The sequence below is a fragment of the Bifidobacteriaceae bacterium genome (genome assembly GCA_031281585.1).
In the GTDB taxonomy this organism is placed as follows: Bacteria; Actinomycetota; Actinomycetes; order Actinomycetales; family WQXJ01; genus JAIRTF01.
The window spans coordinates 1-24,861 of sequence record JAITFE010000056.1; the positions used below are offsets into that span (position 1 = coordinate 1).

Genomic DNA, 24,861 nt, shown 5'->3' on the forward strand with positions numbered 1-24,861 from the left:
GGCCCTCGGCGGAGCGCCCTCGGCCCGCTCGGTGATGTAGAGGCGCTTGAAGAACACCTGGTTCGCCATCCGCCTGGTGTCCGCGTTCGATCGGTCGTAGAGGGCCTGCGGATCGTCGGGACGGCACGATGCCGCATGGCACGGTCGACCGTGGGGAGATCACCTTGCTGTACCCGACGAGTTCCCGTAGCGCCTCGCCGCGGCGGAGAAGGGTTGCCGTCCCAGAGCGGATCAAGAGAGCTTCAAGCCAGTCGAACGCAGTCGACGCTAGCGGTTTTCGAATCGTCAGGTTCTGGCCGCAGTGCGGCTTCCGCCGTTGCCGCCTACTCGCCTGATCTCCTTAGCTTGCGATTAAACCTTGGTTGGTGTGGTTTTGACGGCTGGGTGGCGGGTTCTGGGGCCGCTGCGTGAGCCTTTGGGTCTGCCTGGTCCGGCGCGGGAGGGTTTCGGCGGTCTGGCCGGGGTGCCGAGTTGCCGGGCTAGTTGGCCGAAACCCCTTCGGACTCGCCCGGGGGTGAGTTTGCCGGGCGGCAGGGGACGTTCCCACGGCAGGCGGCGGTCGGCGACGAGGGGGCGGGCGAGGCGTAGCTGGGTGTAGGCGGCCAGGGTGAGCCAGGTCCAGGTGTCGGCTTGCTCGGGGGTGGCGGTCTTCGGCGTGGTCCATCCGAGGGTGTTCTTCATGAATCGGAACGTGTGTTCTATGTCGAAGCGGTGGAGGTACGCTTTGACGCAGGTTTCCAGGTCGACGCGGTCGGGGTCGGGGGCGCCGATCCACAGCCACAGGGTCTTCTTGGCCCCGCCGGAGGCGCCTTTCGGCAGGTGCTGGACGTCTGCTTTGACGATGGTGGCTTTGATGATCGGGGGTTTGTCCCAGTCGGCCCAGCGGCCCCGGCGGCCGAGTTTGGGGTGCAGGGCGTCCCACGCCCGGGCGTCGACCAGCCCGTAGCTGGCGTCGTGGAAGGCTGTTTGGCGGTCGGGGGAGGGCCAGGTCTCCGGTTGGCGGCAGGCGCGGCGGGCGCCGTGGCGGCGGGGCCGGCCGTTGGCGCCGGGGTTCGGGGCCGGGTCGGCGTGGAACACCCGGTCGTCGCGGACGCGCACGACTACCGCGGCGGGGACGCGGGCGTTGGCGAGTTCCCGGGTGAGCGCCGCCGGGTCGTAGCCGGCGTCCAGCGCGAACACCGGGTCGGGGCCGGGCGGCAGCCGCCGGGCCAGCGCTTTGATCTGCTCGACGGTCGCGGCGACCGGGTCCTGGCCCGGCTGGATGCGGACTTGGTCGACGGGCCGGGTCCACGAGTCGTGCGCCCAGTCCAGGCCGACCGCCACCTGGTAGCACCAGCCGGCGACGATCGGCTGGCCGGCGGAGTGCCTGGACGCCGAGTAGTAGAAGCCGCGGCCGGGCGAGGTCTCGGCGTCGCATTTCGGCCAGGTCGACGCGTCGATCGCGAACGCCCTCGGCGCGCCCGCGGGCAGGCTCCCCGCCAGCAGGTCCCGCGCCCGGTCGCGGTCCACCCGGCAGGCCCGCAGCGCCTTGTACCCCGAGCCGTGCGAGCGGCGGCAGCACGCCTCCAGCGACAGCGCCGGCAGGCAGGCCACCGGCCCGGCGGCGGTCAGCGCCGCGTCGCCCAGCTCGAACGCCGCGTCCCGCCACCCGCCCAGGCAGGCAGGCGTGCCAGCCGTCCCTGAAGTCCCGGAGGGCCGGCAGCCCCCGCGGCGGGGAGGCCTCGACCGGGTTCGGCTCGGCGCTCATAGCGGCTCCTTCCAAGGCGCGGCCGGCTGACCGCCCGCCAGGCGTCGGGCGGGCAGCCGCCCATCTGACAGACAGTTATATATACTGCCTGTCAGCGGGGCGCCAGGCGACACGCCGAGAGCATTGGGGGAGAATCAAAAACATGGAAGCAGACGACGCCCGCGCCGCACGCCACCGCGAACTGGCCGCCCAACTGGCCTCCATCGGCCCGATCGCGACCGGCAGCGTGGTCCGCCGCTACACCCGCTGCGCCAACCCGAACTGCCGCTGCAACGCCGACCCGCCCCTCCCCCACGGCCCCTACTGGCAGTGGACCACCAAGAAAAACGGCAAAACCATCACCCGGCGGCTAACCGAAGACCAAGCCCGCGCCTACCAGCAATGGATCGACAACGACCGCCAACTACGCGCCATCATCAACCAAATGCGCGACCTCACAACCCAAACCCAGGTTTAATCGCAAGCTTAGAGGTCGCGCCAATAGGTTCATGGTTTGCGGTTTGGTCGGGTGTCCCAGCGCCAGGTGGTCCATGCGCGGTGGATGGGTTGGTGGATGAGGATGATGGCGTTGGCGAGGGCTATGTGCGCTTCGATGACGCGGGTGCGGACTTCGGTGCAGGCGAGGAGTTGTTTGAATCCGGGGTTGTGCCAGGAGTTGGCGCGTTCGACGACCCAGCGGGCGTCGGCTTGCGGCGGTGTGCCTTTGGCTGAGATCCGCCCCTCGCGGCCGGGCATGGCGAGCAGGTCCCTGGTTTTGCCGGAGTCGTGGCCGGCGTCCAGTTGGACTGTGATCCGCTCGGGCAGGTTGAACCCGAACCTTCCCAACGTCTCGAGCGTGGGGTAGAGCAGCGGCGAGCCGGGTCGGTTGGCGGGCGCGACCACGACGCCTGGCGGCAGACCGGTCCCGTCCGTCAGCGGGGACCTCCTGGTTCCCTGTTTTCCCCGGTCGGCTGGTGATTTCCCGGCCGCCTCGCCGCCGCGGGGGGCTTTGACGACGCAGCCGCCGACCACGAGACGCGACAAGTCGAGGCCGATCATCCGGTCGAACCCGTCCAAACACAATTGCCCCAGGTCGGCGAACAGCCCCGCCCAGATCCACTCGTCCCGGCGCCGCCGGATCGTGGCGGCCGAGCAAGTCTGGTCGGACGCCTTCGCGTAGGCGATCCCGAACACCAGGACTTGGACCAACTTGCCGAAAACCATCCGGTCGTCCACGCGGGGCCGGTGGGCGCCGAAGGGGTGGTTGTCCGGGCGCGGCGGGATCAACGCGGCGAACTGGTCCCAGATCGGCTCGACGATGGATGATGGAACACCAGGCATGGGCTCTCCCGGGGAAGACGAGCTTGTTTGACAACTGTTCGCCTACCAGGAACCCACGCCCGCGCCACCACAGACACGCCCACAACCCACCTATCGGAGCGACCTCTAAGGCATAATCGAACACAACCGACCGCCACCAATGAGCGGAATTGAAACCCCGAACTGGTCGATTATCTCAGAAGCATCGCGAAACAACCATGATGAAACCTCACCTCCCTGGTAGATGCGCGACCATGCGCAATGAGTCCGGGTGTAGGGAATGCGGCTGATGGCGAGCGGCGTCAATGCCCTAGTGGACCAGTTGGAGGCGGCCGGAGTGGCGTTCGTTCCCGGGCTGTCGTTGGTGGAGCTGCGGGACGCGGAGGAATTGTTCGGTTTCGTGTTCCCACCGGACCTGGCGGAGTTGCTCCGGGCCCGGCTGCCTGACCGGTTGACGCGGCAGGACCGGAACGGCAGCTTTGTGAATTGGCGGCGCTGTCTCCATTCGCGCGAAGCCGAGAAGGAGGCGCGCACACGGCTGGGCGCGCCGCTGGAAGGCGTGTTGTTCGACATCGAGGCCAATTCGTTCTGGCTCCCCGACTGGGGCGAGAAACCGGACACCCGATCAGAGCGGGAGCGGGTGTGCCGAGAGCGCCTGCGGGGAGCTCCGACGCTCATCCCCGTTTTCAGCCACCGCTTCATTCCGGCAACGCCGAGCGAAGCGGGCAATCCGGTCTTCTCGGTTCACCAGACCGACATCATTCTCTACGGCAATAGCCTGGCCGACTACTTCCACCATGAGTTCGGTGGCGCGTCCAGCGCCGGCGCGGCTCCCGGCGCCAAGCGGATCGAGTTCTGGAGCGAGTTGGTGGACCTCAACGGTTAGCGGGCCAAGACGGCATTGGGAAAGGCGCCGTCCCGCGCCGCGCGGCCGGCGCCGGTTGCCCGATGCCGTCCCAAGACTTCGGCTCAGTAGCCGCCCAGGGCATCGCCTCCGTGGAGGGCGAACCGCCTGATCGCAAAGGACGCCACCGGCGCCGGTCGGTAATCTGGCTCTGTGCATCATGCCGACCAAGGACCAAACGCACAGGCGCAGCTCGAGGCGTGCCTGGCTTCCGTGCCGTGGGACCGGCTGGCGACCTTCTACGGGCGGGCTACCAGGTTTCCCGAACAGGCGCGGCTGATCGCCTCCGGCCGGGCCGACGGGGCGGTGTTCAAAGAGGTGGCGGACGGAATAGAACACCAGGACGGGGTCATCCAAGCGTCGCCCTTCGTGACCCGCGCGCTGATCGAACTGCTGCGGGCGCCGAAGACCGACAAAGCGGCGCTGGTGTCAGTCTTGGAACAGGTCTACCGCGCCGCCGTGTTCCAGACCGGGCCGGAGGCTCCGGCGCCGGAGGAGGCCGAAATCCCGCTCGAGGAAGAACTGCTGGGACCGTTCGTCAGCGAGGACGAGGATGAAATCATGTGGGAGGAATGGAACCCGGCAAATTGGCTGTATTGGCCCCGGCATTGCCGCGAGGCTATCGAGGGGGCGCGGGAATTGATCGAATCCTTCTCGGGACAGAGCGGCGAATTGGGCCGCATCGCCTCTTCGCTTTTCGCCGAATCCGAAAGCTGACGGGTCTCGCCCCCTGGCGTTGCCGGGCGGCGGCTAAACTCGGGCCGGCGGCAAGGACCTGGGAAGCAAGCGCCTCCGGCGCGACGGGAGGGCCATGAGCGAAGACGTTTGGAATGGAATACCCGGTTGGGTGAGGCAGGCTGGCCACGACGTGAAGATGCTGGCGGGCGAGCCGGCTGCGGGGGCCGCCACGCTGCGACGGCTTGGGGTCACCACCCGGTCGGCGCTGGGTGCGATCGCTCTGCACAGCGGCGGGTGGCTGGTCGACCAAAGCTGGATCCGGGTGCTGGGTGGCACCCCGAGCCCTGGTTTTCCCGACATCGCCTCGGCTTCCGGGGTTCCCTGGGACGCCAGCGGACCGCTGGCGTCGCCCGGATTGGGAGCGCTTCCGGCGGTCGGATTGTGCGATCATTGGGAAATGGCGCAAAGGTTTTCCAGCGGCTGGCGCCGCGTGATTGGCGGAGTGCTGTTAGCGGCCGTCGCCCTTTCCCTGGGCGGCTGCATGAAGATTCAATCCGAATTGACGATCAATCCCGATGAGACGTTCGACGCGGACGTCATCATCGCGTACAACATCAAGGAAACCGCGGAGTTCGCCAAGAAGGGCGATTTGACCATTGACGAGTGGCTCGTCCGCTTCGAAGCCGAAGACGGAATCGGCTTGGTGGCCAATGAGCTTGGAATCCCGCGCAGCCGCATTGAGGACTACAAGTCGGGCGGATACGCGGGGTGGCGGCTGCGGCTGACCGAATCGACCCCGTTCGCCGACGCGGAGGCGGAAATGCCCGAAGGCGCGGCCGTCGAACTGGTCCGCGAGGGCGACGATTTCATCTTGACCGCCGACTTAAGCAACGCGATCATGCAAGTCAGCGGGTCACAGTTCACCGGGCCGCCGCAAGACCCCATAGCCAGGGAGATTCAGGAGGCGATTTACGAGAACATCTACGTTTTCCCCGGCAAGGTCAAGTCCACAACGGTCGGGAAGATCGACGGCAACCGCGTCATCTGGCGAAACTCATTCGGCAAGACGGAGCCGGTCAGGATTGTGGCCTCGGCCAAACCGGATTTCTTCCTCCAGCATAAGACCGCTGTGCTGATCGCGGGCCCCGCCCTCGCCCTGATCATTCTGGTGCTCATCGGCAGGGCTTTGGCGAGGCGCGGTTCGCGTCGGCGCGCCGCCGCGAAGGTTGCGTCCGCGCCGCGGCTCGCGCCGATCAGCGCCACCAGCAGCTTTTCGGGCGGGGCGCCCGGCGCGTTCCAGCCGGTGGGCTTGCAGTCCACCGTTCTCAGCCCGACCGGTTTTCAAACTGCGGGACCACAGGCTGCCCCGGTGTTCGGGCCCGTGGGCCCCGCCTTCCTTTCGGCGAGCTTCGGCCCGGTCTCCGGCGCCGTCCAGGCGCCTGGCCAGCTTCCGGCCCTCGCCCCCGCCGCGCCTGCGGGGGCCGCTTTGCCGTCCCAGGGCTTCATGCCCTTCCCGCCACAGCCTCAGGCGCCAGCCCAACCGGCGGCGGCGCCCGCAACCCCCGCTTTTGCCGCCCAAGGCTTCGCCGTGCTGCCCCAGCAACTTGGGGCCGCAGCTGGGCCCACGTTCGTCCCGCCCACGGCGGCGCCGACTGCGGCCTTCACGGGCCAAGGCTTCGCCGTGCTGCCCCAGCAACCCCAAGCCGGCGCGATCGGGCCGACGCTCGTCCCGCCCGCCGCCGCGCCGACTGCGGCTTTCCCGGATCAAGGCTTCGCGCCGTTCCCCCAAGAGCAGCCGCCGCCCGCCCAGTCCCCCGTCTCCCCGGCCCCCGTCGCCCCGGCCTGGCCAACGGCCGCGTTCCAACCGGAAGGCCAGTTCAGCTTCGGCCTGCCCGGCGACCAGGCTCAGTGACGCCAGCCGGGCCAGCGCCCCCGGCCCCGGCCCCGCGCTCCATGGTCGCCGAAGCCCAAGCGGGCGCGGCACGGCCTTCGCCGGGCGCTGATGAAGGCCGGGTGACAAACGGCGGTCTCAACGGCCCTGTCCGGGCGTCGTCGGGCGCGGTCGGCGCCACAGCAGGGCCGGGCGCGCAGCCAGCCACAAACCGAAGGCAATCCCGGCCAAGTCCGCCGCCACGTCCCACGGGTCGCCCGAACGCTGCGGCAACCAGGTGGCCTGAACTACCTCGCTGACCACCGCGTGGGCCGCGAACAGCGCGCCGACCAGCCACACACGCCCGGAAACGGCCGCCCACAAACCGGCGGCCAGGGCGAAGACAAAGGCGTGCACCGCCTTGTCGGCATACGGCAAGTCCAGCCCCGCGGCCAGCCCGTGAGGATCCGGCAGGTAGAGCACCAGCAGTTGCGGGACCAGGGCGAGCCACGCCAGGGCCGCCCCAAGGGGCTTGGCGAGGGAGCGTTTGGGCACCGGTCCAAGTTAGCCGATGAGTCGCCCGGCGAGTCATCCGGGGCCGGTGGCGGCAAAGTGCCCCGCAGTTGGGCGCGCACAGCCCCCTCCCCCGGACGCAGTCGGCCGCGGGGCCCCTCCCCTAATGTTGAATCCATGCAGGATGAGGCATTCAAGGCCGCGACTGCGGCGCTGTTCGCAGACGACCGCCCGGACCCGGGCCTCCAGGACGCGGCGATTGCGCGCCTGGGCGCCGCCGGGCAGGAGCTCCGCGAGCAGTTCGTGCGTTTGATGGTCAGCTACAAGGCCGGCATCAACGAGGTGCTGACCAAGATTTCCATCCTCTCCGACGAGTTCGCCTTCCTTCACCAGTCGAACCCCATTGAGCACGTCACGCACCGCCTCAAGTCGCCCCAGTCAATGTTGGAGAAACTGGTCCGCAAAGGGGTGGAACCCTCCTTCAAAGCCATCCAAAGCGAGCTGACGGACATCGCGGGAGTGCGTGTGACCTGCAGCTTCATAGCGGACACGTACCGGGTCTGCGAGGCGTTGCTGGCCCAAGACGACGTCACAGTCCTGCAAACCAAGGATTACATCAAAGCGCCCAAACCGAACGGCTACCGGTCGCTGCACGCGATTGTCCAGGTGCCCGTCTTCCTCTCCGACGGCCCCACACCCGTCTCGGTCGAGGTCCAGATCCGCACCATCGCCATGGACTTTTGGGCCTCTCTGGAGCACAAGATCTTCTACAAATACAAAGGCGACGTGCCGCCTGAGCTGGTCGCCTCCCTCACCGACGCGGCGGAGACGGCCTGCGAACTGGACCAGCGCATGGAGCGGCTGTATGACGAGATTCGCGGCGGGCACAGCGCCCCCGGCCGGCCTTTGGGGGTGGACGATGCCGCCGTCAAGGCTTTTCAGAGCCTGCTCCGTTCGGCCCGTGGAACGCCGGTGGGTTGACAAGGGCGGGCCGGCCTAGCGGACGAGCTGTCGAGGAAAAGGCTTGTCCACAGGCCAGGGGGCCGCGACCGCCGGGCGGCGGCCCGGCGGTGCACTATGGACGGATGGATAACCCGAAACGCTGCTTCGGCGGCGACGACCCGCTATACAGCGCCTACCACGACACCGAATGGGGAACGGAGGTTCGCGGAGACACGGCCATCTTTGAGCGCGTCAGCCTGGAGATCTTCGCGGCGGGACTGTCTTGGCTCACCGTGCTGCGCAAACGCGAGGCTTTCCGCGAAGCGTTCGCAGGCTTCGAGCCGGCGGCGGTGGCGGCCTTCGACGGCGCCCAGGTGGACCGGTTGATGGACAACCCCGGAATCATCCGCAACCGCCGGAAGATCGCGGCCACGATCCACAATGCGGGCACGCTTCAGGCGTGGCAGCGCCAAGGCGGCTCGCTTGACGAGTTGGTCTGGTCGCACCGCCCGGCGATTCACCCGTCGCCCGCCACCCTGGCGGACATCCCGTCCGGCATTCCGGAGTCTCTGGCGCTGACCAAGGCTCTGCGGCAACTCGGCTTCGAGTGGGTCGGGCCGATCGTGGTCTACTCCACGCTGGAGGCCATCGGCGTGGTCAACGACCACCCGTTGACCTGCCCGCGCAGCGCCGCGCTCTGAGGCGCGCGGCCGCCTCCCCGCCCGTTCGGCGCCCTCTCGCGGCGGGCCGCCGGGGGCCGGGACGGGCCGGCGACCACACTGTGACAGCGCGGCCGCCGGCACCCCGCGGAAACCGGGAAAGGTGTGGCGGATCGCCGCACGGCATCGAAAACGAGACGCGGCCCGCGGGCAAATAGAGACCGGCGGACGCGACGTAGCCTGGGCCCGTGATTGGATTTGAGATCTGGCGGGGCAACATTGTGGACCTCAAAGCCGACGCCCTGGTCAACTCCGCGAATGGTTCGCTTTACGATCGCGGATCCGGCACCGACTTAGCCATTCGGATGGCGGCCGGAGACGCCCTTGAGAAGGACTGCCAGCGGCTCCGCGCGACCAGGCTGCGCGAAGGCTTGCCGGAGGGCGAAGCGGTCGCGACCACCGCCGGCGACCTCCCCGCGCGTTGGGTGATCCACACCGCCGCCCCCATTTACTCGATCTCTTGGGACCGGTCACGGACGCTGGCCTCCTGCTACCACAATTGCCTCAGGACGGCGGATGAGTTGGGCGCCAAAACAGTTGGCTTCCCGCCGCTGGCCGCGGGGACTCGCGGTTGGCCGATCCGCGAAGCCGCCGCCATTGCCGTCCGGTCGATCATCGCCACGCCGACAGGCGTGGTCCAGGCGATCTTGGTGGCCCTCAACGGCCCAATCGAAGCCGCCTTCATGGACGCCTTCGGCGGCGACCTTGGCCAGTGGGAGCGGTTCGCGAACGACAACTGGACGGTCCGCCCGCGGGAAGTCCCTCCGGACGGCCGGGCCGCCGCCGCCCAAGGTTTCGACCTTGGCTGCTGGGTTTGATCGCCGGACCCGGCCGCCTTGTAACAGCCCGGCAATCCGCCCGGTCCATAGTGGCCTAGGACGCCGGTGGAATAACGGCGTCCGGCCGTGTTGACGCGGGCAGCGCAACGCGCTCCCCCAGGATCACCCAAGTCAAGGAACCACTTCGATGACCGAATCCCTCCCGTCCAGCGGCGCCGCCTTGGATGCGGCGATCCTCGCCGCGGACCACGAATTCGTTTTCCACTCCTGGTCGGCGCAGGCCGCCCTGCCGGACGTGGTGATCGCGGGCGGCGAGGGTGCCACGCTCTGGAACCATCAGGGGCAGCGCTGGATCGACTTCTCCTCCCAACTGGTCAACGCGAACATCGGCTACCGGCATCCGCGCGTGGTGGAGGCGATCAAGAGGCAGGCCGAGACGCTGGCCACCGTCGCCCCGGCGGTGGCGAACCAAACCCGGGCCGAAGCCGCCCAGGCGATCCTGCGCCACACCCCGCCGGGGCTGGCCAAGGTGTTCTTCACCAACGCGGGGGCGGACGCGGTGGAGAACGCCATCCGCCTGGCCCGCCTGCACACGGGACGGGACAAGGTGGTCTCCCTGTACCGGTCTTACCACGGCAACACGGGCGCGGCCATCGCCGCGACCGGCGACTGGCGCCGCATCCCCAACGAGTACGCGCGGGGGCACCGCCACGTGTTCGGCCCGTATCTGTACCGCTCCGAGTATTGGGCGTCCAGTCCCGCCCAGGAGTCCGAACGGGCGCTGACGTTCCTCGAACGGACCATCCAGGCGGAGGGGCCCGGCACCGTGGCCGCCATCCTGATGGAGACGGTGCCCGGCACGGCCGGGGTCTTGGTCCCCCCGCCGGGCTACCTTCAGGGCGTCCGACGGATCGCCGACCACTACGGGATAACGCTGATTCTGGACGAGGTCATGGCCGGGTTCGGCCGCACCGGGGCCTGGTTCGCGCGCGACCACTGGGACGTCACGCCGGACCTGATGACCTTCGCCAAGGGCGTCAACTCCGGTTACGTGCCCGCCGGCGGGGTGGCCATCAGCCAGGTGATCGCCGCCGAATTCGACCACAAGGTCTTCCCCGGCGGCCTGACGTACTCCGGCCACCCGCTGGCGATGGCCGCCATTGTGGGCGCGATCACCGCCATGGAGGAGGAGGCGATCGTGGAAAACGCCGCCCGGATCGGGGCGGAGGTCCTGGGGCCGGGCCTGGCGGAGATCGCCGCCTCCAATCGCTTCGGCGGCGAGGCCCGCGGCCTGGGCGTGTTTTGGGCTCTTGAGCTGGTCGCGGACAAGGACAGTCGCGAACCGTTGGCCCCGGCCGCGATGGAGCAGGTCAGGCAGTTGTGCGTGGATCGCGGCCTGATGCCTTCGATCGTGGCGAACCGGGTCCACGTGGTCCCGCCTTGCGTCATCACGCCAGACGAGGCGCGCGCCGGCCTCGCCATCCTCAAAGGCGCCCTCGACGAGGTGGCGGACGCCTGACCGCCCCCGCCGCCGCCCCCTTCGACCATGAGGAAGGACCCGCCATGTCCCAGCTAGTCTTCGATTCCGCCGTTTCGCCCGCCGCCGTCCGAGACGCGCTGCGCGGGTCGGCCTTCCGCCCGTATTGGTTGGACGATGCCGCCGGGTCGGCCCCCCGATTCGGCCCCGGTTTGCGCTGTCCGGCCAGATACGACTTGGTGGTCGTGGGCGGCGGGTTCACCGGCCTTTGGAGCGCGCTGCTGGCCAAGCAGCGGAACCCCGCCCTGAAGGTGGCGCTGTTGGAGGCGCAAACGGTGGGTTGGGCGGCATCGGGCAGAAATGGCGGTTTCGTGGAGGCGAGCTTGACCCACGGCCGGGACAACGCCTTGGCGCGCTGGCCCAAGGAGGCCGCCGAACTGGAGCGGCTGGGGCTGGCCAACTTGGACCAGCTTGAGCGGACGGTGGCGGAACTCGGGATCGACTGCGACTTTGAGCGCACGGGGGCGCTGACGGTGGCGACCGAGACGTACCAGGCAGAACAAATGCTGGCGGACCGCGACGCGGCCGGCGGCGACCTGGTCTACTTCGACGGCCCCCAAATGCGGGCGGAGATCAACTCCCCCACATATCTGGCGGGCGTCTGGGACCGCCGCGGCAACGCCCTGGTCCACCCGGCGAAACTCGCCTTCGGGCTGGCGAACGCGTGCGCGGAGGCGGGGGTGGACGTGTTCGAGCACAGCGCCGTCCGCTCCTTGGTCCGCGACGGCGCTCCCGGCGGACGCGTGCGGATCGCCACCGACCGCACCTTCGCGCTGGCGGACCAGGTGGTCTTGGCCACCAACGTCTTCCCGTCGCTGCTGGCCCGCTACCGCCTGCACACCGTCCCGGTTTACGACTACGTGCTGATGACCGAGCCGCTCAGCGCCGGCCAACTCGAAGAACTGGGCTGGCACGGGCGCCAGGGGGTTTCCGACGCGGCCAACCAGTTCCACTACTACCGGCTGACCGGGGACGGGCGCATCCTGTGGGGCGGCTATGACGCGATCTACCATCCGGGGCGCCGGGTGTCGCCAACCCAGGAGGTGCGGCCGCAAACCTGGGCCAAACTGGCGGCGCACTTCTTGATCACCTTCCCCTGGCTGGAGGGTGTCAAGTTCACGCACCGTTGGTCCGGCGCGATTGACACCTCCACCCGCTTCTGCGCCTTTTTCGCCACCGCGTGGCGCGACCAGGTCGCCTATGCGGCGGGCTTCACCGGGTTGGGGGTCGGCGCGTCGCGGTTCGCCGCCACCGTCATGTTGGACCGCCTGGCCGGGATCGACTCCGAGGCGACGCGGCCGCAGATGGTTCGCGAGTTGCCGGCGCCCTTCCCGCCCGAGCCGTTCGCCACCCTTGGGATCGAGGCGACCCGGTGGTCCATCAACCGGGCGGACCACCGCGAGGGCCGGCGGAACTGGCTGCTCAAGGGCCTTGACGCCCTGGGGCTGGGGTTCGACTCGTGAGGCCGGGTTGATGGCGGAGCCGCCGTTCGCGCTGGTCTTGGAGCATGACCAGGACGATTCGCCCGGCCTGGTCGGCGAGGCGCTCGCCCGCGCGGGCGTGGCCGTCCGGCGTCTCAACGTGGCCCTGGACCCCTCGCCGCGCCTGCCCCCGCCGGGGCGGCTGGCCGCGCTGGCGGTCATGGGCGGCTTCATGAACACCGACCAGGCGGCCGAATACCCCGGCTTGGCGGCCGAACGGGACCTGATCCGCCGGGCGGTCAGCGCGGGCGTGCCCACGCTGGGCGTTTGCTTGGGCCATCAGCTGTTGGCGGAGGCCCTGGGCGGGCGGGTGGTCCATTCCGGGGGCTTTGAGATCGGGTTCGCCCGAATCGAGTTGACCACCGCCGGGCGGGCCGACCAGGCGCTCCGGCAGTTCGCCTCGGCGCCGGTGCTGCAGTGGCACGGCGACAACGCGGTGGCCCCGCCAGGGGCCGCGGTGCTCGCGTCCAACTCGTTTTCGCCGTGCCAGGCGTTCCGACTGGGCAGCGCGTTGGGGGTCCAGTTCCACATCGAGGTGGACGCCCGCCAACTGGGCGTCTGGTGGGAGTCGGATCAGATTCGGGCCGACTGGCGCCGCCACGGCCGCTCCGATCTGTCGGCCGCCGCAGCCGGGGCGTTCCCGGTCCTGGAGCCGGCGGCGCGCGCGGCCCTCGCCGCCTGGGCCGGCCAAATCCGCCCGGTCGGCCCCGCCGCCGCCCAACGCTGAGGCCCTGCGGCCTATTGGGGCACCGGGCGGCCGGACAGCCAGGTCGCGCGGGGCGTGATCCCGCGCAGTTCGCTTGGATCCAGGGCGAACAGGTCCTCGGAGTAGATGACCAGGTCCGCCTCCTTGCCAACGGCCAGGGTGCCCCTGAACGAGTCGGTCCAGCCCTGGTAGGCCGCGCCCCAGGTCGCCGCGGTCAAGGCCTCCTCCCAGGTGAGGCGCTCCGCCGGGATCCATCCCCCGTTCGGATGGCCGTGGTCGTTCAGCCGCGTCATGGCGACCCGCACCGCCTCAAGCGGGTCGTTGGTGCTGACCGGCCAATCCGAGCCGTGGGAGATGATCGCCCCCGACCGGGCCAGAGTCGCGGCCGGGTACTGCCGCGCGGCGCGGTCGGGGCCCAGGCGCGGACTTGTCAGCAGGTTCTGCAGCGGATCGCATTGCGACCAATACGACTCGAAGTTCGCCACCACGCCGAGGACCGCGAACCGGGGCAGATCGGCCGGGTCCACCACCTGCACATGGGCTATCACGGGCCGGCGGTCCCAGGGCGGGTTGGCGCCAATGGCGCCCTCGATCGCGTCCAGTCCCCGGCGCACCGCCGCGTCCCCGATCGCGTGGATGTGCGCCTGGAACCCGGCCGCGTCGAACCGCCGCACCGCCTGGGCCAACTCCGCCGCCTCCCAGACGGCCATCCCGCAGTCGGTGGTGCCCACATAGGGCTGGAGCATGGCCCCGGTCCCGGACTCGATCACCCCGTCCGCGAAGAACTTGACCGTGCGGGCGGTCAGCAGCTCCGGGTGCCCGGCGGCCTCGACTTCCGCCCGGACCTGGGCGAACTCTTCGAGTTGGTCGCGCCAGGCGCCCGGGTCGGCCCGCAGCGCCAGATTCGAGCGGACGGTCAGGGCGCCCCGCTCCAACAACTCCAGGTACGGCCGGTGGCCGCCCGAATCGACCCAGGCGTCCTGCATCCAGGTCACGCCAACCAGGTTCTGGCGGCGGCAGGCCTCCGCCAAAGCCCGGCGGAGCACTACCGGCGACCGGTCGGGCGCCGCCCGGAGTGCCAAGTCGCACGCGTCCCATTCGCGCAGGGTGCCCAACGGCTCGCCGCCGGGCCGCCGGTCGATCCGTCCCAGCGCCGGTTCGGGGGTGGCGGCGGTCACCCCGGCCTCGGCCAGCGCGGCGCTGTTCGCCCACACCGTGTGGTAGTCGTTGGCCCGCAACACCACGGGGCGATCCGGCACGGCCTCGTCCAGCCAGCGGGCGTCGAAGGCGCCGTCCGGGGCCAAGGTCGGGTCGTAGCTCGCGCCCATGATCCACCGGTCCTCGGGATGCTCCAGGGCGTAGCGCCGCACGGCCGCGACGATCTGGCCGACGCTGGCGGCGCCCGCGATCGCGGGGCCTTGGGTCTCCAGCCCGCCGAAGACGGGGTGGCAATGGCCGTCCCCGAAGCCGGGCAGGGCCAGGCCGCCTTCCAGATCCACAACCTGCGCGGCGCCGGCGGCGAGCGCCTGAGCCTGGGCTCCCGCCGCCACCACCTTGCCGCCGCGCACCGCCAGGGCGGTTGTCGCCGCCCCCGGTCCGGCCCAGATCTTCCCACCCAGGAAGACGGCATCGGCGGCCGGGCTCACGCCCGCCGTGCCCGTCATGTCAACTCCACCCGTTCGCTCCATCCCCGGTCTCACCCCCGCAGCGGGGCCTCAGCCCTTGAAGGACTCCCAAATCTGGGTGTACTTGTTCTGCACCTCGGTGGGGCACGTGGGCACCACCTCCAGCTTGACGCCCGGCGGCGGGACAATGGCCGGATCGGCTTTCAACTCCGGTTCGAGCAAGTCGGAGACGCCCGCGATGGCGGCGTTGTAGCCCTGGTAGTTGGCCGCCTCGGCGGCGTTCGCGGGGTCCAGCATCCAGTTGATGAAGGTCAGCGCCTGGTCCACGTTCTTGGCCCCGGCCGTCACCGCCCAGTTGTCCTGGAACGTGCCCAGCCCCTCCTCGGCGTAGACGAAGACCACGTTCGGGTTGGTCAGGGCCGCCCGGTGGGAGGCGCCGTTCCAGATCATGGCCATCGAGTTGTCCCCGGTGCCCAACCGGTCCAAGATGCCGTCCGAGCTGATCGTGAGCACCTTGTCTTTGAAGCCTGCCAACAAGTCCGCGGCGGCCTGAAGCTCCTCCGGATTGTCCGTGCACGGCTCCGCTCCAACCGCGCGCAGGGCCGCGTTGACGGACTCCACCTGGTCGTTCATGATCCCAACTTTGCCGGCGAAAGGCGCGCCTATCGTGAAGTAGTCCATCCATGAGGCTGGCGGCTCCTGGCCCTCGGCGAGCAGCGACGCGTCATAGGAGTAGCCGGTGGACCCGTACAGATAGGGGGCCGAATAGAGCCGTCCCGGGTCGTAGTAGACGTCGCGGAACTCCGGCAGGATGTTCTGCCCGTTCGGCAGGTCGAGCGCGTTGATTTGCATGAGCTGCCCCCGCTCCACCATCAGATCGACCGCGTAGTCGGACGGCACAACGATGTCGTAGCCGCCCGCCCCGGCGGCCTCGATCTTCGTCATCATCGCCTCGTTGTTCTCGTAATAGTCCAAGGTCACCTTTATGCCCGTCTCGTCCTCGAACCTGGCCGCCAGGTCCGTCGGGAAGTAGTCCGACCAGGTGTAGATGGTCAGTTCGCCGGAGGTGGCCGGGTTGAAGGCGGCGGCCGAGGGGCTGGCGGGCCCCCCGGACGAGGGGCTGTCGCTGACGCCGCCGCCGCAGGCGGCCAAGGCGGCGGCGACCGTCGCGGCGGCGGCCAGGCCGGCCGACCGGCGAACGACGCGGGAAATCGATGTGTTCATTGCCTGAAGCTCTCCCAAATCTGTGAGTACTTGTTCATGGTTTCGTTGTCGCAGGCTTGGATCATTTCCAGTTCGGCGTCCTCAGGCGGCACGATCGCCGGGTCGGATTGCATGGACGGGTCCAGGTACTCGAAGACCCCCTCGATCTGGGCGTTGAAGCCGACGTAGTTGGCCGCCTCCGCGGCGTTCTTCGGGTCGAGCATCCAGTTGATAAAAGTCTTGGCCTGCTGGACGTTCTCCGCGCCGGTCGGCATCACCCAGTTGTCTTCGAAGATCGACACCCCCTCGGCCGGGTACACGTAGGTGATGCTCGGATCGATCACCCAGGCGCGGTGGGTGTCGCCGTTCCAGATCATGGCCATGGAGTTCTGCCCGGTGCCCAGCCGGTCCGGGACCGCGTCCGAACTGATCGTGTTGACACGGTCTTTGAAATCCAACAGCAAGTCCATGGCGGCCTGAAGCTCTTCCGGGTCCGTTGTGCAGGGCTCCGCGCCGACCGCCCTGAGGGCGGCGTTGACCCCGTCGAACTCATCGTTCAGCACGCCGATCTTGCCCGCGTACGGCTCCTCCCAGGTGAAGAAGTCGTGCCAGGACTGGGGCGGGACTTGGCCTTCCGGCAACAAGGCGGCGTTATAGGCGAAGCCCGTGGTGCCATACATGAACGGCGCCGAATACTCCCGTTCCGGGTCGTAGTAGGGGTGGAGCGCCCTTTCCATAATGTTCTTCGAGTTAGGCAACCCCATCGCGCCGATCTTCAGCGCGAGCCCCCGGTCGATCATCATCTCCACCGCGTAGTCGCTCGGCACCACAACGTCATAACCGGCGCCGCCTGTGGCCTCCAGTTTGGTCAGCAATTCCTCGTTGGAGGCGAAGAAGTCGATGGTCGCCTCCACGCCCGTCTCCTCGCTGAACCGGGTGAGCAATTCCGTGGGGAAATAGTCCGCCCAGGTGTAGATGGTGACGCGGCCGCTAGTCGCCGGGGTGAACTCGCCGGCGGCGGTCGGCGAGCCGCTTTTCGGCTCGGGGGCGTCGCTGACGCCCCCGCCGCAACCGGTCAGCGCGGCTGCCAAGGCGATGGCCAGCCCGGTGACGGCGGTCTGCCCGCGGCGGCGGACCAGTCCAAGAGAGCGGCGGTCGGATTTCATCGGTGTTCACCTTTCTGAGGCGTTCGACGGGTCGAGAATGGGTCGAAAATGGGAAATGACTATTTCTTGGACTGGCGCCGGGTCAGCAGCGTGGTGGCGGAGGTCACAACCACGGCCAGGATCAACAGCAGGGTGGCCACCACGTTGACCGACGGATTCACCCCTTTCCTGATCAGGCCGAAAATGTAGATGGGCAAAGTGGTGCTCCCGGCCGAGGCCAGGAAGTTGGAAATCATGAAATCGTCCATTGAGACCACGAAGGCCAGCAGCGCGCCGGACATGATCCCGGGCATCAGCAACGGCAGCATGATCCGGCGGACCACGGTCCAGTGGGTGGCTCCCAAGTCGGCGGCGGATTCGAAGTACGCCGGGTTGAGGCCCGTGTAGCGGGCGCGGATGTTCATCATGGCGAAGGGGACGCAGAAGGACGTGTGCGCCGCCACCAACGGGATAAAGCCGGGCGAGAGCCCGATCAGCCGGATGAACGCCAGCGTGGCCACGCCCATGACCACCTCCGGAACCACAATCGGGGCGGCCAGGATTGCGGTCGAGATGGCCGACCCGATGCGGGAGAGCCGGTCCATGGCCAGGACGTAGGCCACCGCCAGGACCGTCGAGGCGACCGTCGCTATGGCCGCCACCTGCAACGACACCTTGGTGGCGGAGATGATCGAGGCGTCGGTGAAGACGCGGCCATACCACTGGAAGGAGAAGCCCTGCCAGATCAGGGCCTGGTTGCCGCCGTTGAACGAATACGCCACCACTATCAGCATGGGAACGTAAAGGAAAGCGAGCGCCACGACCGAGACGGTGCCCAGGCCGGGGAACCGGTTCAGCATCAGCGAATGCGGGATGGAGCCCCGCATCAGGCGCGGGACGGGCCGCTCCTCCAACTCGGCGCGGGTTTCGCCAACAGTCATATCGCCAAGCTCACTTTCTGCGCGGACCGCTTGGCCCAGCGCAGCAATGCGAAGGCGCCGAGCAGGGTCAGGGCCAGGATGATCACCGACAGGGCCGCGCCGAACGGCCAGTTGCGGGCCTCGCCGTACTGCGCCGCGATCAAGTTGCCGACCATCAGCACCTTGCCGCCGCCCAGCAACACGGGCTGCACAAACGACCCGAAGGCGGGCACAAAACACAGGGCGAGCGCGGACATGATCCCGCCGGCCGCGGCCGGCCAGATCACCTGGCTGACCACGCCCCATTTGCGGGCCCCCAGGTCGTAAGCGGCCTCCGCCAAGGAAAAGTCGAAGCCCGCCAAGGCCGAATAGATCGGGAGGATGGCGAACGGCAGGAACGTGTAGATCAGCCCCACCAAGGTCGCCCCGGAGTTGTACAGCAGTTGGCGGGGCTCGAGGCCAATCACCTCCAACACCGAGTTGACCGTTCCCCGGTCGCTGAGCAGCAAAATCCACGCGTAGGTGCGGACCAGCAGGTTGGTCCAGAAAGGGATGGTCACCACCAGCACCAGGATGGTCTGCGCGCGCGGCGTCTTGGTGGTCATCCAGAGCGCTATGGGGAAAGCCAGGCCAATGCAGACGGCGGTGGTGGCCAAGGCCTGGAGGGCCGACAGGCCGAAGGACCGCAGGTAGCGCAAATCCAGGTGGGTGTTGCCCACGAAGTCCTCTTGGAACAAGAAGTGCCGGTAGGCCTCGGTTGAGAACCGGTACACCACCCCGCCGCCGGTCTCCGGTTGCGACAGAAAAGAGAACACGGCGATCACGATCACCGGGCCCAGGGTGAACACCAGCCCCACCAAGATGGCCGGCGTGGCGAAGCCGACGGACAACTGCCCGGGCCTCACAACGCCCTGGCCCCGGCGCCGGCGCGGCCGCGTTGGGCGCCCGGTCGCCCCCGCCCCGTCCGGGCGGCACGGCTCGCCGTCGGGGCGTCCCGGCGCCGGCCGCCGGTCGATCGCCGGGGCGCTGGTCACCCGGCCACCACCTTGGCCGCCCCGGGGGCGATCTCCACGCCGACGGTCCCGCCCGGCTCCAGGTGGGTTTGGCCGAAAGGCGGCGGCACCCGGACGCGGAGCCGCTGGCCGCCCGGCAGTTCGACAACGCACCGCAAGTCGGTGCCCATGTAGGTCAGTTCGACCAGTTGGCCGCGCAGCGCCTGGCCGTCCGGGTCCGCCAGGCCGATGTTCTCCGGCCGGATGGCCAGGGTCGCCGGCCCCGGCGCGCCGGTCGCCTGGGGGGCGGAGACAGCCACCTCCACGCCGCCGATGCCGCCGAAGACCGTCCCAGCCCGCACCACCAGTTCGGTTTCCAAGAAGTTGGTGTCGCCAATGAAATCGGCGACGAAACGCGAGACCGGGCGCTCGTAAATGTCTTCGGGCGTGCCGATCTGGGCGGGCCGGCCCGCTTCGAAGACCGCGATCCGGTCCCCCATCGACAGGGCCTCCTCCTGGTCGTGGGTGACGAACACGAACGTGATGCCCGTCTCGCGTTGGATGCGTTTGAGCTCGCCTTGCATGCCGCGCCGGAGCTTCAGGTCCAGGGCGGACAGCGGTTCGTCCAGCAGCAGAACCGACGGCTGTTTGGCGAGGGCGCGGGCCAAGGCGATCCGCTGCTGCTGGCCGCCGGACAGTTGCGACGGGCGCCGTCCGGCCACCTCGCTGAGCTGGACCAACGCCAGCATCTGAGCCACCCGTTCGGCGATGACCGCTTTGGGCTGTTTCTCCATCCTCAGCCCGAAGGCGATGTTCTCCCAGACGCTCAAGTGCGGAAACAGCGCGTAGCTTTGGAAAACCGTGTTGACGGGGCGCTTGTAAGGCGGCAGCAGGTCGATCCGCTCGTCGCCCAGGTAGATTTCCCCTCCGTCAAGGGGCTCCAGGCCGGCGATCGCCCGCAGCAGGGTTGTCTTGCCGCACCCGGAGGGGCCCAACAGCACGTAGAACTCGCCCAGGTTCACGTCCAGGCTGACGCCGTCCAACGCCCGGACCTCCCCGCCTTCGGCCGAACGAAAGGTCTTGTACGCGCCGGTGACGCTTAACACGTCCCGCTCCGGCGGCGCGCCGACGGGGGCCGCGACAATGGTTTCCGCCAACTCGACAACGCTCACCTTGCCACCCTTCCTCCGACAGGCGTGGTCCTCTCGGGTTCGCGGCACGAAAACCGTGCCTGGACCAATCAGACCCGGCGCACGTTTCTTCGCAGTGAACCCGGTGTTGCGGGGGTGTCAGTGTCGGGTCCGTCAGTTGAACGTCCTGTTACACAGGGCGCCCGCGCCAAAGCGCCTGGCCGCCAACCCAGGTCAGTCGCGGCCGGGGGTTGGCGAGCCTGCGGGCTGACGCGGCGGCGTGAGACGGGCCTGGAGACGGGCCGGGAAACCGACCTGGTCAGGAGCGCGCGGCCGGGAGCGTGATCGCGAAGGCGGCGCCCGCCCCCGCCCCTCCGCTTTGGACGGCAATGCTCCCGCCATGCGCCTCGGTCAGCGCTTTCGCGATCGCCAGCCCTATCCCGGAGCCGCCGTGAAGCCGGTCGCGGGACTGGTCGACTCGGTAGAACCGCTCGAAAACGTGGTCCAAGTGCTCCGGTTCGATCCCCTCGCCCGTGTCCGCCACGGTCAGACGCACCACCGGCGCCTCGCTAGCGCCGGCCGGGGCGCGGCCCTCGCCGCCAGGGGCTTCGGCCGTCAAGCGGACCGTGCCGCCGGGCGGCGTGTGCCGGAGCGCGTTCTCAAGGAGATTGGCGAGCACCTGCGCGAACCGGGCGCGGTCCACCCGGATCGGGGAGGCGCCCGCGGCGTTGGCCTCCACCCGCAGCGCGACCCCTTTGGCGGCGAAGCCGGGTTGGGCGGCGGAGGCCGCCGCCTCCAGCACGGCCGCCGCGGGGACCGGTTCCAGTTCCAGCGCGGCCAACGGGTCCTGGGCGCGGGCGACCGCCGCCAAGTCCGAGGCGAGCCGGGTCAGGCGGTCGCCTTGCGCGCGCAGCACCGCCGCCGTCTCCGGCGTCAGTTCGGCCACGCCGTCTTCCAGCGCCTCGACATAGGCGGCGATGGTGGCGACCGGCGTCCGCAGTTCGTGGGCCACGTCGCCCAGCAGGCGGTCGCGCAGGCGCTGCGAGGCGCCCAAACCCGCGCCCATCTGGTTGAAGGCCTCCGCCAGGCCGTCGAACTCCGCGCCCAGGCGGGGGGCCGCCACGCGCGCGTCAAAGCGGCCGCCGGCCACCTGGGCGGCGGCGGCCGACAACTGGCCGATCGCCACGGTGACGCGACGGGTGATCAGGATGCTCAACGCCAACGAGGCCGCCGCCGCCGCGCCCAAGGCGATCCCCAGCGAGGTGGCGCTGGCGGAACGGAACGCCGCCTCGGCATGGGCCAGGGCGGCGGCGTCTTCGCCCAGCCCCGCGGCCACCAGGTGCCGGTGGAAGGATTCCGGCCCCACCACGCTGGCCACCGCCCAAGCGATCAACCCCGTCAGCGCGATGATCAGGGCAAACACCGCCACCAAACGCGCCGCCAACCCCCAGCCGGGCCGTCCGGCCCGAACAGGCGGCGGGTCTGGCGCGCTCACCGGCCGCCTCCGGCGCGGTAGCCGACCCCGCGAACGGTGCGAATGTAGCGCTGATCCTGGGCGGTGTCCCCCAGCTTCCGGCGCACGTGCGCCAGGTGCACGTCCACGGCGTGCGGATCGCCCACCCAGTTGTCCCCCCAAACCGCGCGCAACAGCGCCTCGCGGGTGAAGACCCGGCCGGGGTGGGCCGCCAGAACGGCAAGGAGGTCGAACTCCGTGCGCGTCAACTCGACCGGGCGGCCCGCCAAGAACACCTCCCGCCCCAACGGATCCACCCTGAGGTTCCCCAGAGCCAACTGACCCGGCCCCGACTCGGGAACGGCGCCGGGCTCGGCGGTTGACTGGGCTGGAGGAACGGACTGGACGGGCTGACCGAACTGGGCCAGCGGACTGGGCCACCCAGGCTGGACGGGCGACCCAGGCTGGACGGGCTGATCGAACTGGGCCGGCTGACTGGGCGACCCAGGCTGGGCGGACGGTACGGGCGGGACGGGCTGGACGGCATCGGGCACTTGGTGGCGGGCGTCCGGGGTTGGCGGCGGGGCGGCCAAGCGCGGCCGCCGCATCAAGGCCCGCACCCGCGCGGCCAACTCCCGTGGGGAGAACGGCTTGGTCATGTAGTCGTCGGCGCCCACGGCCAAGCCGACCAGCTTGTCCACCTCCTCGGCCCGCGCGGTCAGCATGATCAGGTAGGCGTCGGAGAACGTCCGCAGTTGGCGGGCGACCTCAATCCCGTCCAGGCCCGGCAGCGACAGGTCGAGGACCACCAAGGCCGGGTTGTGCGCCCGCACCGCCGCGAGCCCCTCTGGGCCGGTGCCCGCCTGAAAGACGGCGAAATCCTCCCTCTCCAGGTACTGCGCGACCAGCGTGGCCAACGCGGGTTCGTCATCCACCACCACCGCGCGGGGTTTGGGGGCGGGCGCCGGCGGGCCTGGTTCCGGACCCCTCCGCGCCGCTTGGTCTGAGGCCGCCATGCCTGAAGCGTACCGGCCCCGCCCCCGGCCGTTGCGCCACCGGGCGGTGCCGCAAAGAGGCCGCCTCGGTCAGAGTCGAACGTAAGCCCGGACGAACGGGCTGGCGGCCTTGACGGAACCTTGATGGAATCTTCGGCTTGGCCAAAGCCGGCCGCCCTAGCCTTGTAACCGTGGCCTCCCCGACGCGTGCAAGCGGCGCCCTGCGCCTGCGCACGGTGATCCCCATCACCGGCATGACCTGCAAAGCTTGCGAGGCGCGCGTGGGCAAAGTGCTTGGGCGGGTGCCCGGAGTCGAGGCCGCCAAGGTCTCGCTGGCCAAAGGGCAGGCCACGGTTGTGTCGGCCGGGCCGGTCGACCCGGAAAAACTCGACGCCGCCCTGGAGGCGGCGGGCTACAGGGTTGGGACGGCGGCCTTGCCTGTCGTCTCCTCGGACCGCGCCGTGTGGCGGGACGCCCTGATCGGCGCGGCGGCCATGGCGCTGATTCTGTGGGGGGCCTCCGCCCTTGGCGTGACGGGCCTGGCCGACCGGCTTTCGCCTGCGGCGGCTCCCGGGTTGGGCGCGTTGACCCTGGTTTGGGCGCTCGGCGTGATCGCGTCCGTTTCTACCTGCATGGCGCTGGTCGGCGGGTTGGTGCTGTCCGTCTCCGCCCGCTTTGCCAAAACCCACCCCGGTCTTGGCCCCGGCCGCCGGCTGCGGCCGCAGTTGATGTTCAATCTTGGGCGGATCGCGGGGTTCGGGGTGCTGGGGGCGGCCCTGGGCGGCATCGGCGAGGCCATGCAGCTGAACGCCCACCTGCTGGCCATGGCGATGATCGCGGCGGCGGCTGTGATGGGCCTGTTGGGCCTCAGGCTGACGGGGCTCTCGCCCCGCCTCACGCGGGTGTCCTTCTCCTTGCCCGCCAGTTGGACCAAGTGGCCGGGCCGCGCCGAAGGCTCGGCCGCCTACCGCGACTCGACCACCATGGCGCTGGGGGCGGCCAGTTTCTTCCTGCCCTGCGGCTTCACCCAAGCGGTCCAGGTTTACGCGCTGACCAGCGGCGGCCCCATGCGGGCGGGGCTGGTCATGGCCGTGTTCGCGCTGGGCACCGCTCCCGGACTGCTCGGGGTTGGGGCGCTCGGCTCGCTCACCTCCGGCCGCGCCGCCGCCCACGTGTTTCGGTTCGTGGGCGTGGCGGTCTGCGCGTTTTCCCTGATCAACCTCGCGGGCGCCGCCCAGATTCTGCGCCCCGGCTGGTTCGCGGGGCCGGCCGCACCGTTGGCCCAGGTCCGCAGCGAGAACGTGGCCGACCAGGACGGCTGGCAGGTCCTTCGGACCGTGCAAGACGGCACCGGCTATTCGCCCAAGACCGCGGCGGTGTACCTGGGCCAACCGGTCCGCTGGGAGGTCGACTCGCAGGCGCTCGGGTGCGCGTCGATCATGAACCTGGAGGCCATGGGCCTGGGCACGGTCCGCCTTCAGACCGGCCTGAACGTGTTCGAGTTCACCCCGACCGAAGTCGGCGCGTTGGCCTACACCTGCGGCATGGGCATGTTCCCGGCCCGGATCGACGTGATCGAGCCGCCGTCCTAGCCGGCCCGGTCCCGCGCGGATGGGCGCGATCATAGAAGCATGAGGCTTTTCGCCGCCGTTCGGCCACCGGATCATGTCAAAGACCACTTGGCGGGCGCGCTCGCGGGGGCTTTGGGCGCGGCCACCGACCGCTCCGTCCCGTTTTCGCCGCGCGTCAACTGGCATGTCACGCTCGCCTTTTACGGCGACGTGCCGGATGGCTCGGTCACCGCTTGGGAGAACGGCCTTGCACAAGAGCTGAGCGGGTTGGCGCCGTTCACGGTGGAGTTGCGGGGCGCCGGCGTGGTCCGCCGCCGGGTCGGCTGGATCGGGGTGGGCGGCGAAACCCGCGCGCTCAAGCGGGCGATGGCGGCAGCGACGGCCGCCGGCGAACTCGCGTCGCAAGCCGTGGGGCGCCGGCCAGCCGTTCCCGGCGGTCCCGAAGCTCGCGCGTTGCGCCCGCATTTGACCGTCACCCGGGCGGCGGACCGCCCGGCCGTCAAGTCGGCCTTGAGCGCGCTCGCAATCTATCGGGGCCCGTCCTGGCTGGTCGAAGAAGTCACGCTGATCTCCTCAGACCTGGGCCGGGGTCCCGGCGGCCACGCCCTCTACACCCTCCAATCGACTGTCCGCCTCCCCGTCTGACCCGCCG

At 69.6% G+C, this 24,861-nt stretch carries 23 protein-coding genes and 1 pseudogene; 12 read left to right on the plus strand and 12 right to left on the minus strand.

Annotated features, from left to right (window positions below):
* Positions 1-351: 351 nt before the first annotated feature.
* The gene (locus tag LBC97_06015; GenBank protein MDR2565605.1) at positions 352-1,593 is read right to left on the minus strand and encodes a transposase; all 1,242 of its coding nucleotides are present in this window, start codon (positions 1,591-1,593) and stop codon (positions 352-354) included.
* A 296-nt stretch (positions 1,594-1,889) separates the two neighbouring features.
* On the opposite strand from LBC97_06015, the gene LBC97_06020 reads away from it, so the two are divergent.
* A complete protein-coding gene (locus tag LBC97_06020; protein ID MDR2565606.1) occupies positions 1,890-2,204 on the plus strand; it encodes a hypothetical protein in 315 nt (104 codons plus the stop codon).
* Between the two features lie 29 nt (positions 2,205-2,233).
* Here LBC97_06020 and LBC97_06025 read toward each other — a convergent pair whose 3' ends face one another.
* Positions 2,234-3,067 carry an IS5 family transposase gene (locus tag LBC97_06025; GenBank protein ID MDR2565607.1) on the minus strand — a complete coding sequence of 278 codons (834 nt, stop codon included), beginning with the start codon at positions 3,065-3,067 and terminating at the stop codon, positions 2,234-2,236.
* A 268-nt stretch (positions 3,068-3,335) separates the two neighbouring features.
* Between LBC97_06025 and LBC97_06030 the strand changes: the two genes are divergently transcribed.
* From LBC97_06030 to LBC97_06040, 3 genes are all read left to right on the plus strand, one after another.
* The gene (locus LBC97_06030; protein MDR2565608.1) at positions 3,336-3,932 is read left to right on the plus strand and encodes a hypothetical protein; all 597 of its coding nucleotides are present in this window, start codon (positions 3,336-3,338) and stop codon (positions 3,930-3,932) included.
* Positions 3,933-4,103: 171 nt separating this feature from the next.
* A complete protein-coding gene (locus tag LBC97_06035) occupies positions 4,104-4,667 on the plus strand; it encodes a hypothetical protein (GenBank protein ID MDR2565609.1) in 564 nt (187 codons plus the stop codon).
* 94 nt (positions 4,668-4,761) lie between these two features.
* Entirely contained in the window at positions 4,762-6,540 is a 1,779-nt protein-coding gene (locus LBC97_06040) for a DUF2625 domain-containing protein (GenBank protein MDR2565610.1), read from the plus strand.
* Between the two features lie 117 nt (positions 6,541-6,657).
* On the opposite strand, the gene LBC97_06045 is transcribed toward LBC97_06040, so the two are convergent.
* Positions 6,658-7,053: a hypothetical protein gene (locus tag LBC97_06045; GenBank protein MDR2565611.1), complete on the minus strand. Its 396-nt coding sequence runs from the start codon at positions 7,051-7,053 to the stop codon at positions 6,658-6,660.
* A gap of 135 nt (positions 7,054-7,188) precedes the next feature.
* Here LBC97_06045 and LBC97_06050 point away from each other — a divergent pair, with 135 nt between their 5' ends.
* The 6 genes from LBC97_06050 to LBC97_06075 all read left to right on the plus strand — a co-directional run bounded on the left by LBC97_06050 (position 7,189) and on the right by LBC97_06075 (position 13,196).
* Positions 7,189-7,992 carry a GTP pyrophosphokinase family protein gene (locus tag LBC97_06050; GenBank protein MDR2565612.1) on the plus strand — a complete coding sequence of 268 codons (804 nt, stop codon included), beginning with the start codon at positions 7,189-7,191 and terminating at the stop codon, positions 7,990-7,992.
* Between the two features lie 104 nt (positions 7,993-8,096).
* Positions 8,097-8,654 (plus strand): DNA-3-methyladenine glycosylase I, encoded by a 558-nt coding sequence (locus tag LBC97_06055; GenBank protein ID MDR2565613.1) that lies wholly within the window; start codon positions 8,097-8,099, stop codon positions 8,652-8,654.
* 206 nt (positions 8,655-8,860) lie between these two features.
* Positions 8,861-9,490, plus strand: a complete 630-nt coding sequence (locus LBC97_06060) for a macro domain-containing protein (GenBank protein MDR2565614.1) — start codon at positions 8,861-8,863, stop codon at positions 9,488-9,490.
* 148 nt (positions 9,491-9,638) lie between these two features.
* On the plus strand, positions 9,639-10,970 hold the full coding sequence (locus tag LBC97_06065) for an aspartate aminotransferase family protein (protein ID MDR2565615.1): 1,332 nt from the start codon (positions 9,639-9,641) through the stop codon (positions 10,968-10,970).
* A 44-nt stretch (positions 10,971-11,014) separates the two neighbouring features.
* On the plus strand, positions 11,015-12,451 hold the full coding sequence (locus LBC97_06070) for an FAD-binding oxidoreductase (GenBank protein ID MDR2565616.1): 1,437 nt from the start codon (positions 11,015-11,017) through the stop codon (positions 12,449-12,451).
* Between the two features lie 10 nt (positions 12,452-12,461).
* Positions 12,462-13,196 carry a type 1 glutamine amidotransferase gene (locus LBC97_06075; protein MDR2565617.1) on the plus strand — a complete coding sequence of 245 codons (735 nt, stop codon included), beginning with the start codon at positions 12,462-12,464 and terminating at the stop codon, positions 13,194-13,196.
* An 11-nt stretch (positions 13,197-13,207) separates the two neighbouring features.
* Here the strand turns inward: LBC97_06075 and LBC97_06080 are convergent, their stop codons facing one another.
* From LBC97_06080 to LBC97_06120, 9 genes and pseudogenes are all read right to left on the minus strand, one after another.
* A complete protein-coding gene (locus LBC97_06080; protein MDR2565618.1) occupies positions 13,208-14,839 on the minus strand; it encodes an amidohydrolase in 1,632 nt (543 codons plus the stop codon).
* A gap of 51 nt (positions 14,840-14,890) precedes the next feature.
* The gene (locus tag LBC97_06085; protein MDR2565619.1) at positions 14,891-16,024 is read right to left on the minus strand and encodes a spermidine/putrescine ABC transporter substrate-binding protein; all 1,134 of its coding nucleotides are present in this window, start codon (positions 16,022-16,024) and stop codon (positions 14,891-14,893) included.
* On the minus strand, positions 16,021-17,169 hold the full coding sequence (locus LBC97_06090) for a spermidine/putrescine ABC transporter substrate-binding protein (protein ID MDR2565620.1): 1,149 nt from the start codon (positions 17,167-17,169) through the stop codon (positions 16,021-16,023). The genes LBC97_06085 and LBC97_06090 overlap by 4 nt, the downstream gene beginning before the upstream one ends.
* 59 nt (positions 17,170-17,228) lie before the next feature.
* Complete coding sequence (locus LBC97_06095) at positions 17,229-18,089, minus strand: ABC transporter permease (protein ID MDR2565621.1); 861 nt, start codon at positions 18,087-18,089, stop codon at positions 17,229-17,231.
* Positions 18,086-19,102, minus strand: a complete 1,017-nt coding sequence (locus tag LBC97_06100) for an ABC transporter permease (GenBank protein ID MDR2565622.1) — start codon at positions 19,100-19,102, stop codon at positions 18,086-18,088. Before LBC97_06100 ends, LBC97_06095 begins: the two co-directional genes overlap by 4 nt.
* The gene (locus LBC97_06105) at positions 19,099-20,232 is read right to left on the minus strand and encodes an ABC transporter ATP-binding protein (protein MDR2565623.1); all 1,134 of its coding nucleotides are present in this window, start codon (positions 20,230-20,232) and stop codon (positions 19,099-19,101) included. The genes LBC97_06100 and LBC97_06105 overlap by 4 nt, the downstream gene beginning before the upstream one ends.
* Before the next feature lie 277 nt (positions 20,233-20,509).
* The gene (locus tag LBC97_06110) at positions 20,510-21,685 is read right to left on the minus strand and encodes a HAMP domain-containing protein (protein ID MDR2565624.1); all 1,176 of its coding nucleotides are present in this window, start codon (positions 21,683-21,685) and stop codon (positions 20,510-20,512) included.
* Positions 21,682-22,251, minus strand: coding sequence for a winged helix-turn-helix domain-containing protein (locus LBC97_06115; GenBank protein ID MDR2565625.1), 570 nt, complete (start codon positions 22,249-22,251; stop codon positions 21,682-21,684). The genes LBC97_06110 and LBC97_06115 overlap by 4 nt, the downstream gene beginning before the upstream one ends.
* Positions 22,243-22,584, minus strand: a pseudogene (locus LBC97_06120) (response regulator). The gene LBC97_06115 and the pseudogene LBC97_06120 overlap by 9 nt, the downstream one beginning before the upstream one ends.
* Positions 22,585-22,829: 245 nt before the next feature.
* Between LBC97_06120 and LBC97_06125 the strand changes: the two are divergent.
* Together LBC97_06125 and thpR are read left to right on the plus strand one after the other, a co-directional pair.
* Positions 22,830-24,230 (plus strand): sulfite exporter TauE/SafE family protein, encoded by a 1,401-nt coding sequence (locus LBC97_06125; protein MDR2565626.1) that lies wholly within the window; start codon positions 22,830-22,832, stop codon positions 24,228-24,230.
* 39 nt (positions 24,231-24,269) lie between these two features.
* Positions 24,270-24,854 (plus strand): RNA 2',3'-cyclic phosphodiesterase, encoded by a 585-nt coding sequence (gene thpR / locus LBC97_06130; GenBank protein MDR2565627.1) that lies wholly within the window; start codon positions 24,270-24,272, stop codon positions 24,852-24,854.
* Positions 24,855-24,861 lie beyond the last annotated feature (7 nt).

Coding starts and splice junctions, on each gene's coding strand:
- LBC97_06070 (MDR2565616.1), top strand. CDS start 11,015: ATGTCCCAGCTAGTCTTCGATTCCGCCGTTTCGCCCGCCGCCGTCCGA.
- LBC97_06065 (MDR2565615.1), top strand. CDS start 9,639: ATGACCGAATCCCTCCCGTCCAGCGGCGCCGCCTTGGATGCGGCGATC.
- thpR (MDR2565627.1), top strand. CDS start 24,270: ATGAGGCTTTTCGCCGCCGTTCGGCCACCGGATCATGTCAAAGACCAC.
- LBC97_06050 (MDR2565612.1), top strand. CDS start 7,189: ATGCAGGATGAGGCATTCAAGGCCGCGACTGCGGCGCTGTTCGCAGAC.
- LBC97_06085 (MDR2565619.1), bottom strand. CDS start 16,024: ATGAACACATCGATTTCCCGCGTCGTTCGCCGGTCGGCCGGCCTGGCC.
- LBC97_06115 (MDR2565625.1), bottom strand. CDS start 22,251: ATGCGGCGGCCGCGCTTGGCCGCCCCGCCGCCAACCCCGGACGCCCGC.
- LBC97_06030 (MDR2565608.1), top strand. CDS start 3,336: ATGGCGAGCGGCGTCAATGCCCTAGTGGACCAGTTGGAGGCGGCCGGA.
- LBC97_06090 (MDR2565620.1), bottom strand. CDS start 17,169: ATGAAATCCGACCGCCGCTCTCTTGGACTGGTCCGCCGCCGCGGGCAG.
- LBC97_06095 (MDR2565621.1), bottom strand. CDS start 18,089: ATGACTGTTGGCGAAACCCGCGCCGAGTTGGAGGAGCGGCCCGTCCCG.
- LBC97_06055 (MDR2565613.1), top strand. CDS start 8,097: ATGGATAACCCGAAACGCTGCTTCGGCGGCGACGACCCGCTATACAGC.
- LBC97_06080 (MDR2565618.1), bottom strand. CDS start 14,839: ATGACGGGCACGGCGGGCGTGAGCCCGGCCGCCGATGCCGTCTTCCTG.
- LBC97_06040 (MDR2565610.1), top strand. CDS start 4,762: ATGAGCGAAGACGTTTGGAATGGAATACCCGGTTGGGTGAGGCAGGCT.
- LBC97_06075 (MDR2565617.1), top strand. CDS start 12,462: ATGGCGGAGCCGCCGTTCGCGCTGGTCTTGGAGCATGACCAGGACGAT.
- LBC97_06025 (MDR2565607.1), bottom strand. CDS start 3,067: ATGCCTGGTGTTCCATCATCCATCGTCGAGCCGATCTGGGACCAGTTC.
- LBC97_06020 (MDR2565606.1), top strand. CDS start 1,890: ATGGAAGCAGACGACGCCCGCGCCGCACGCCACCGCGAACTGGCCGCC.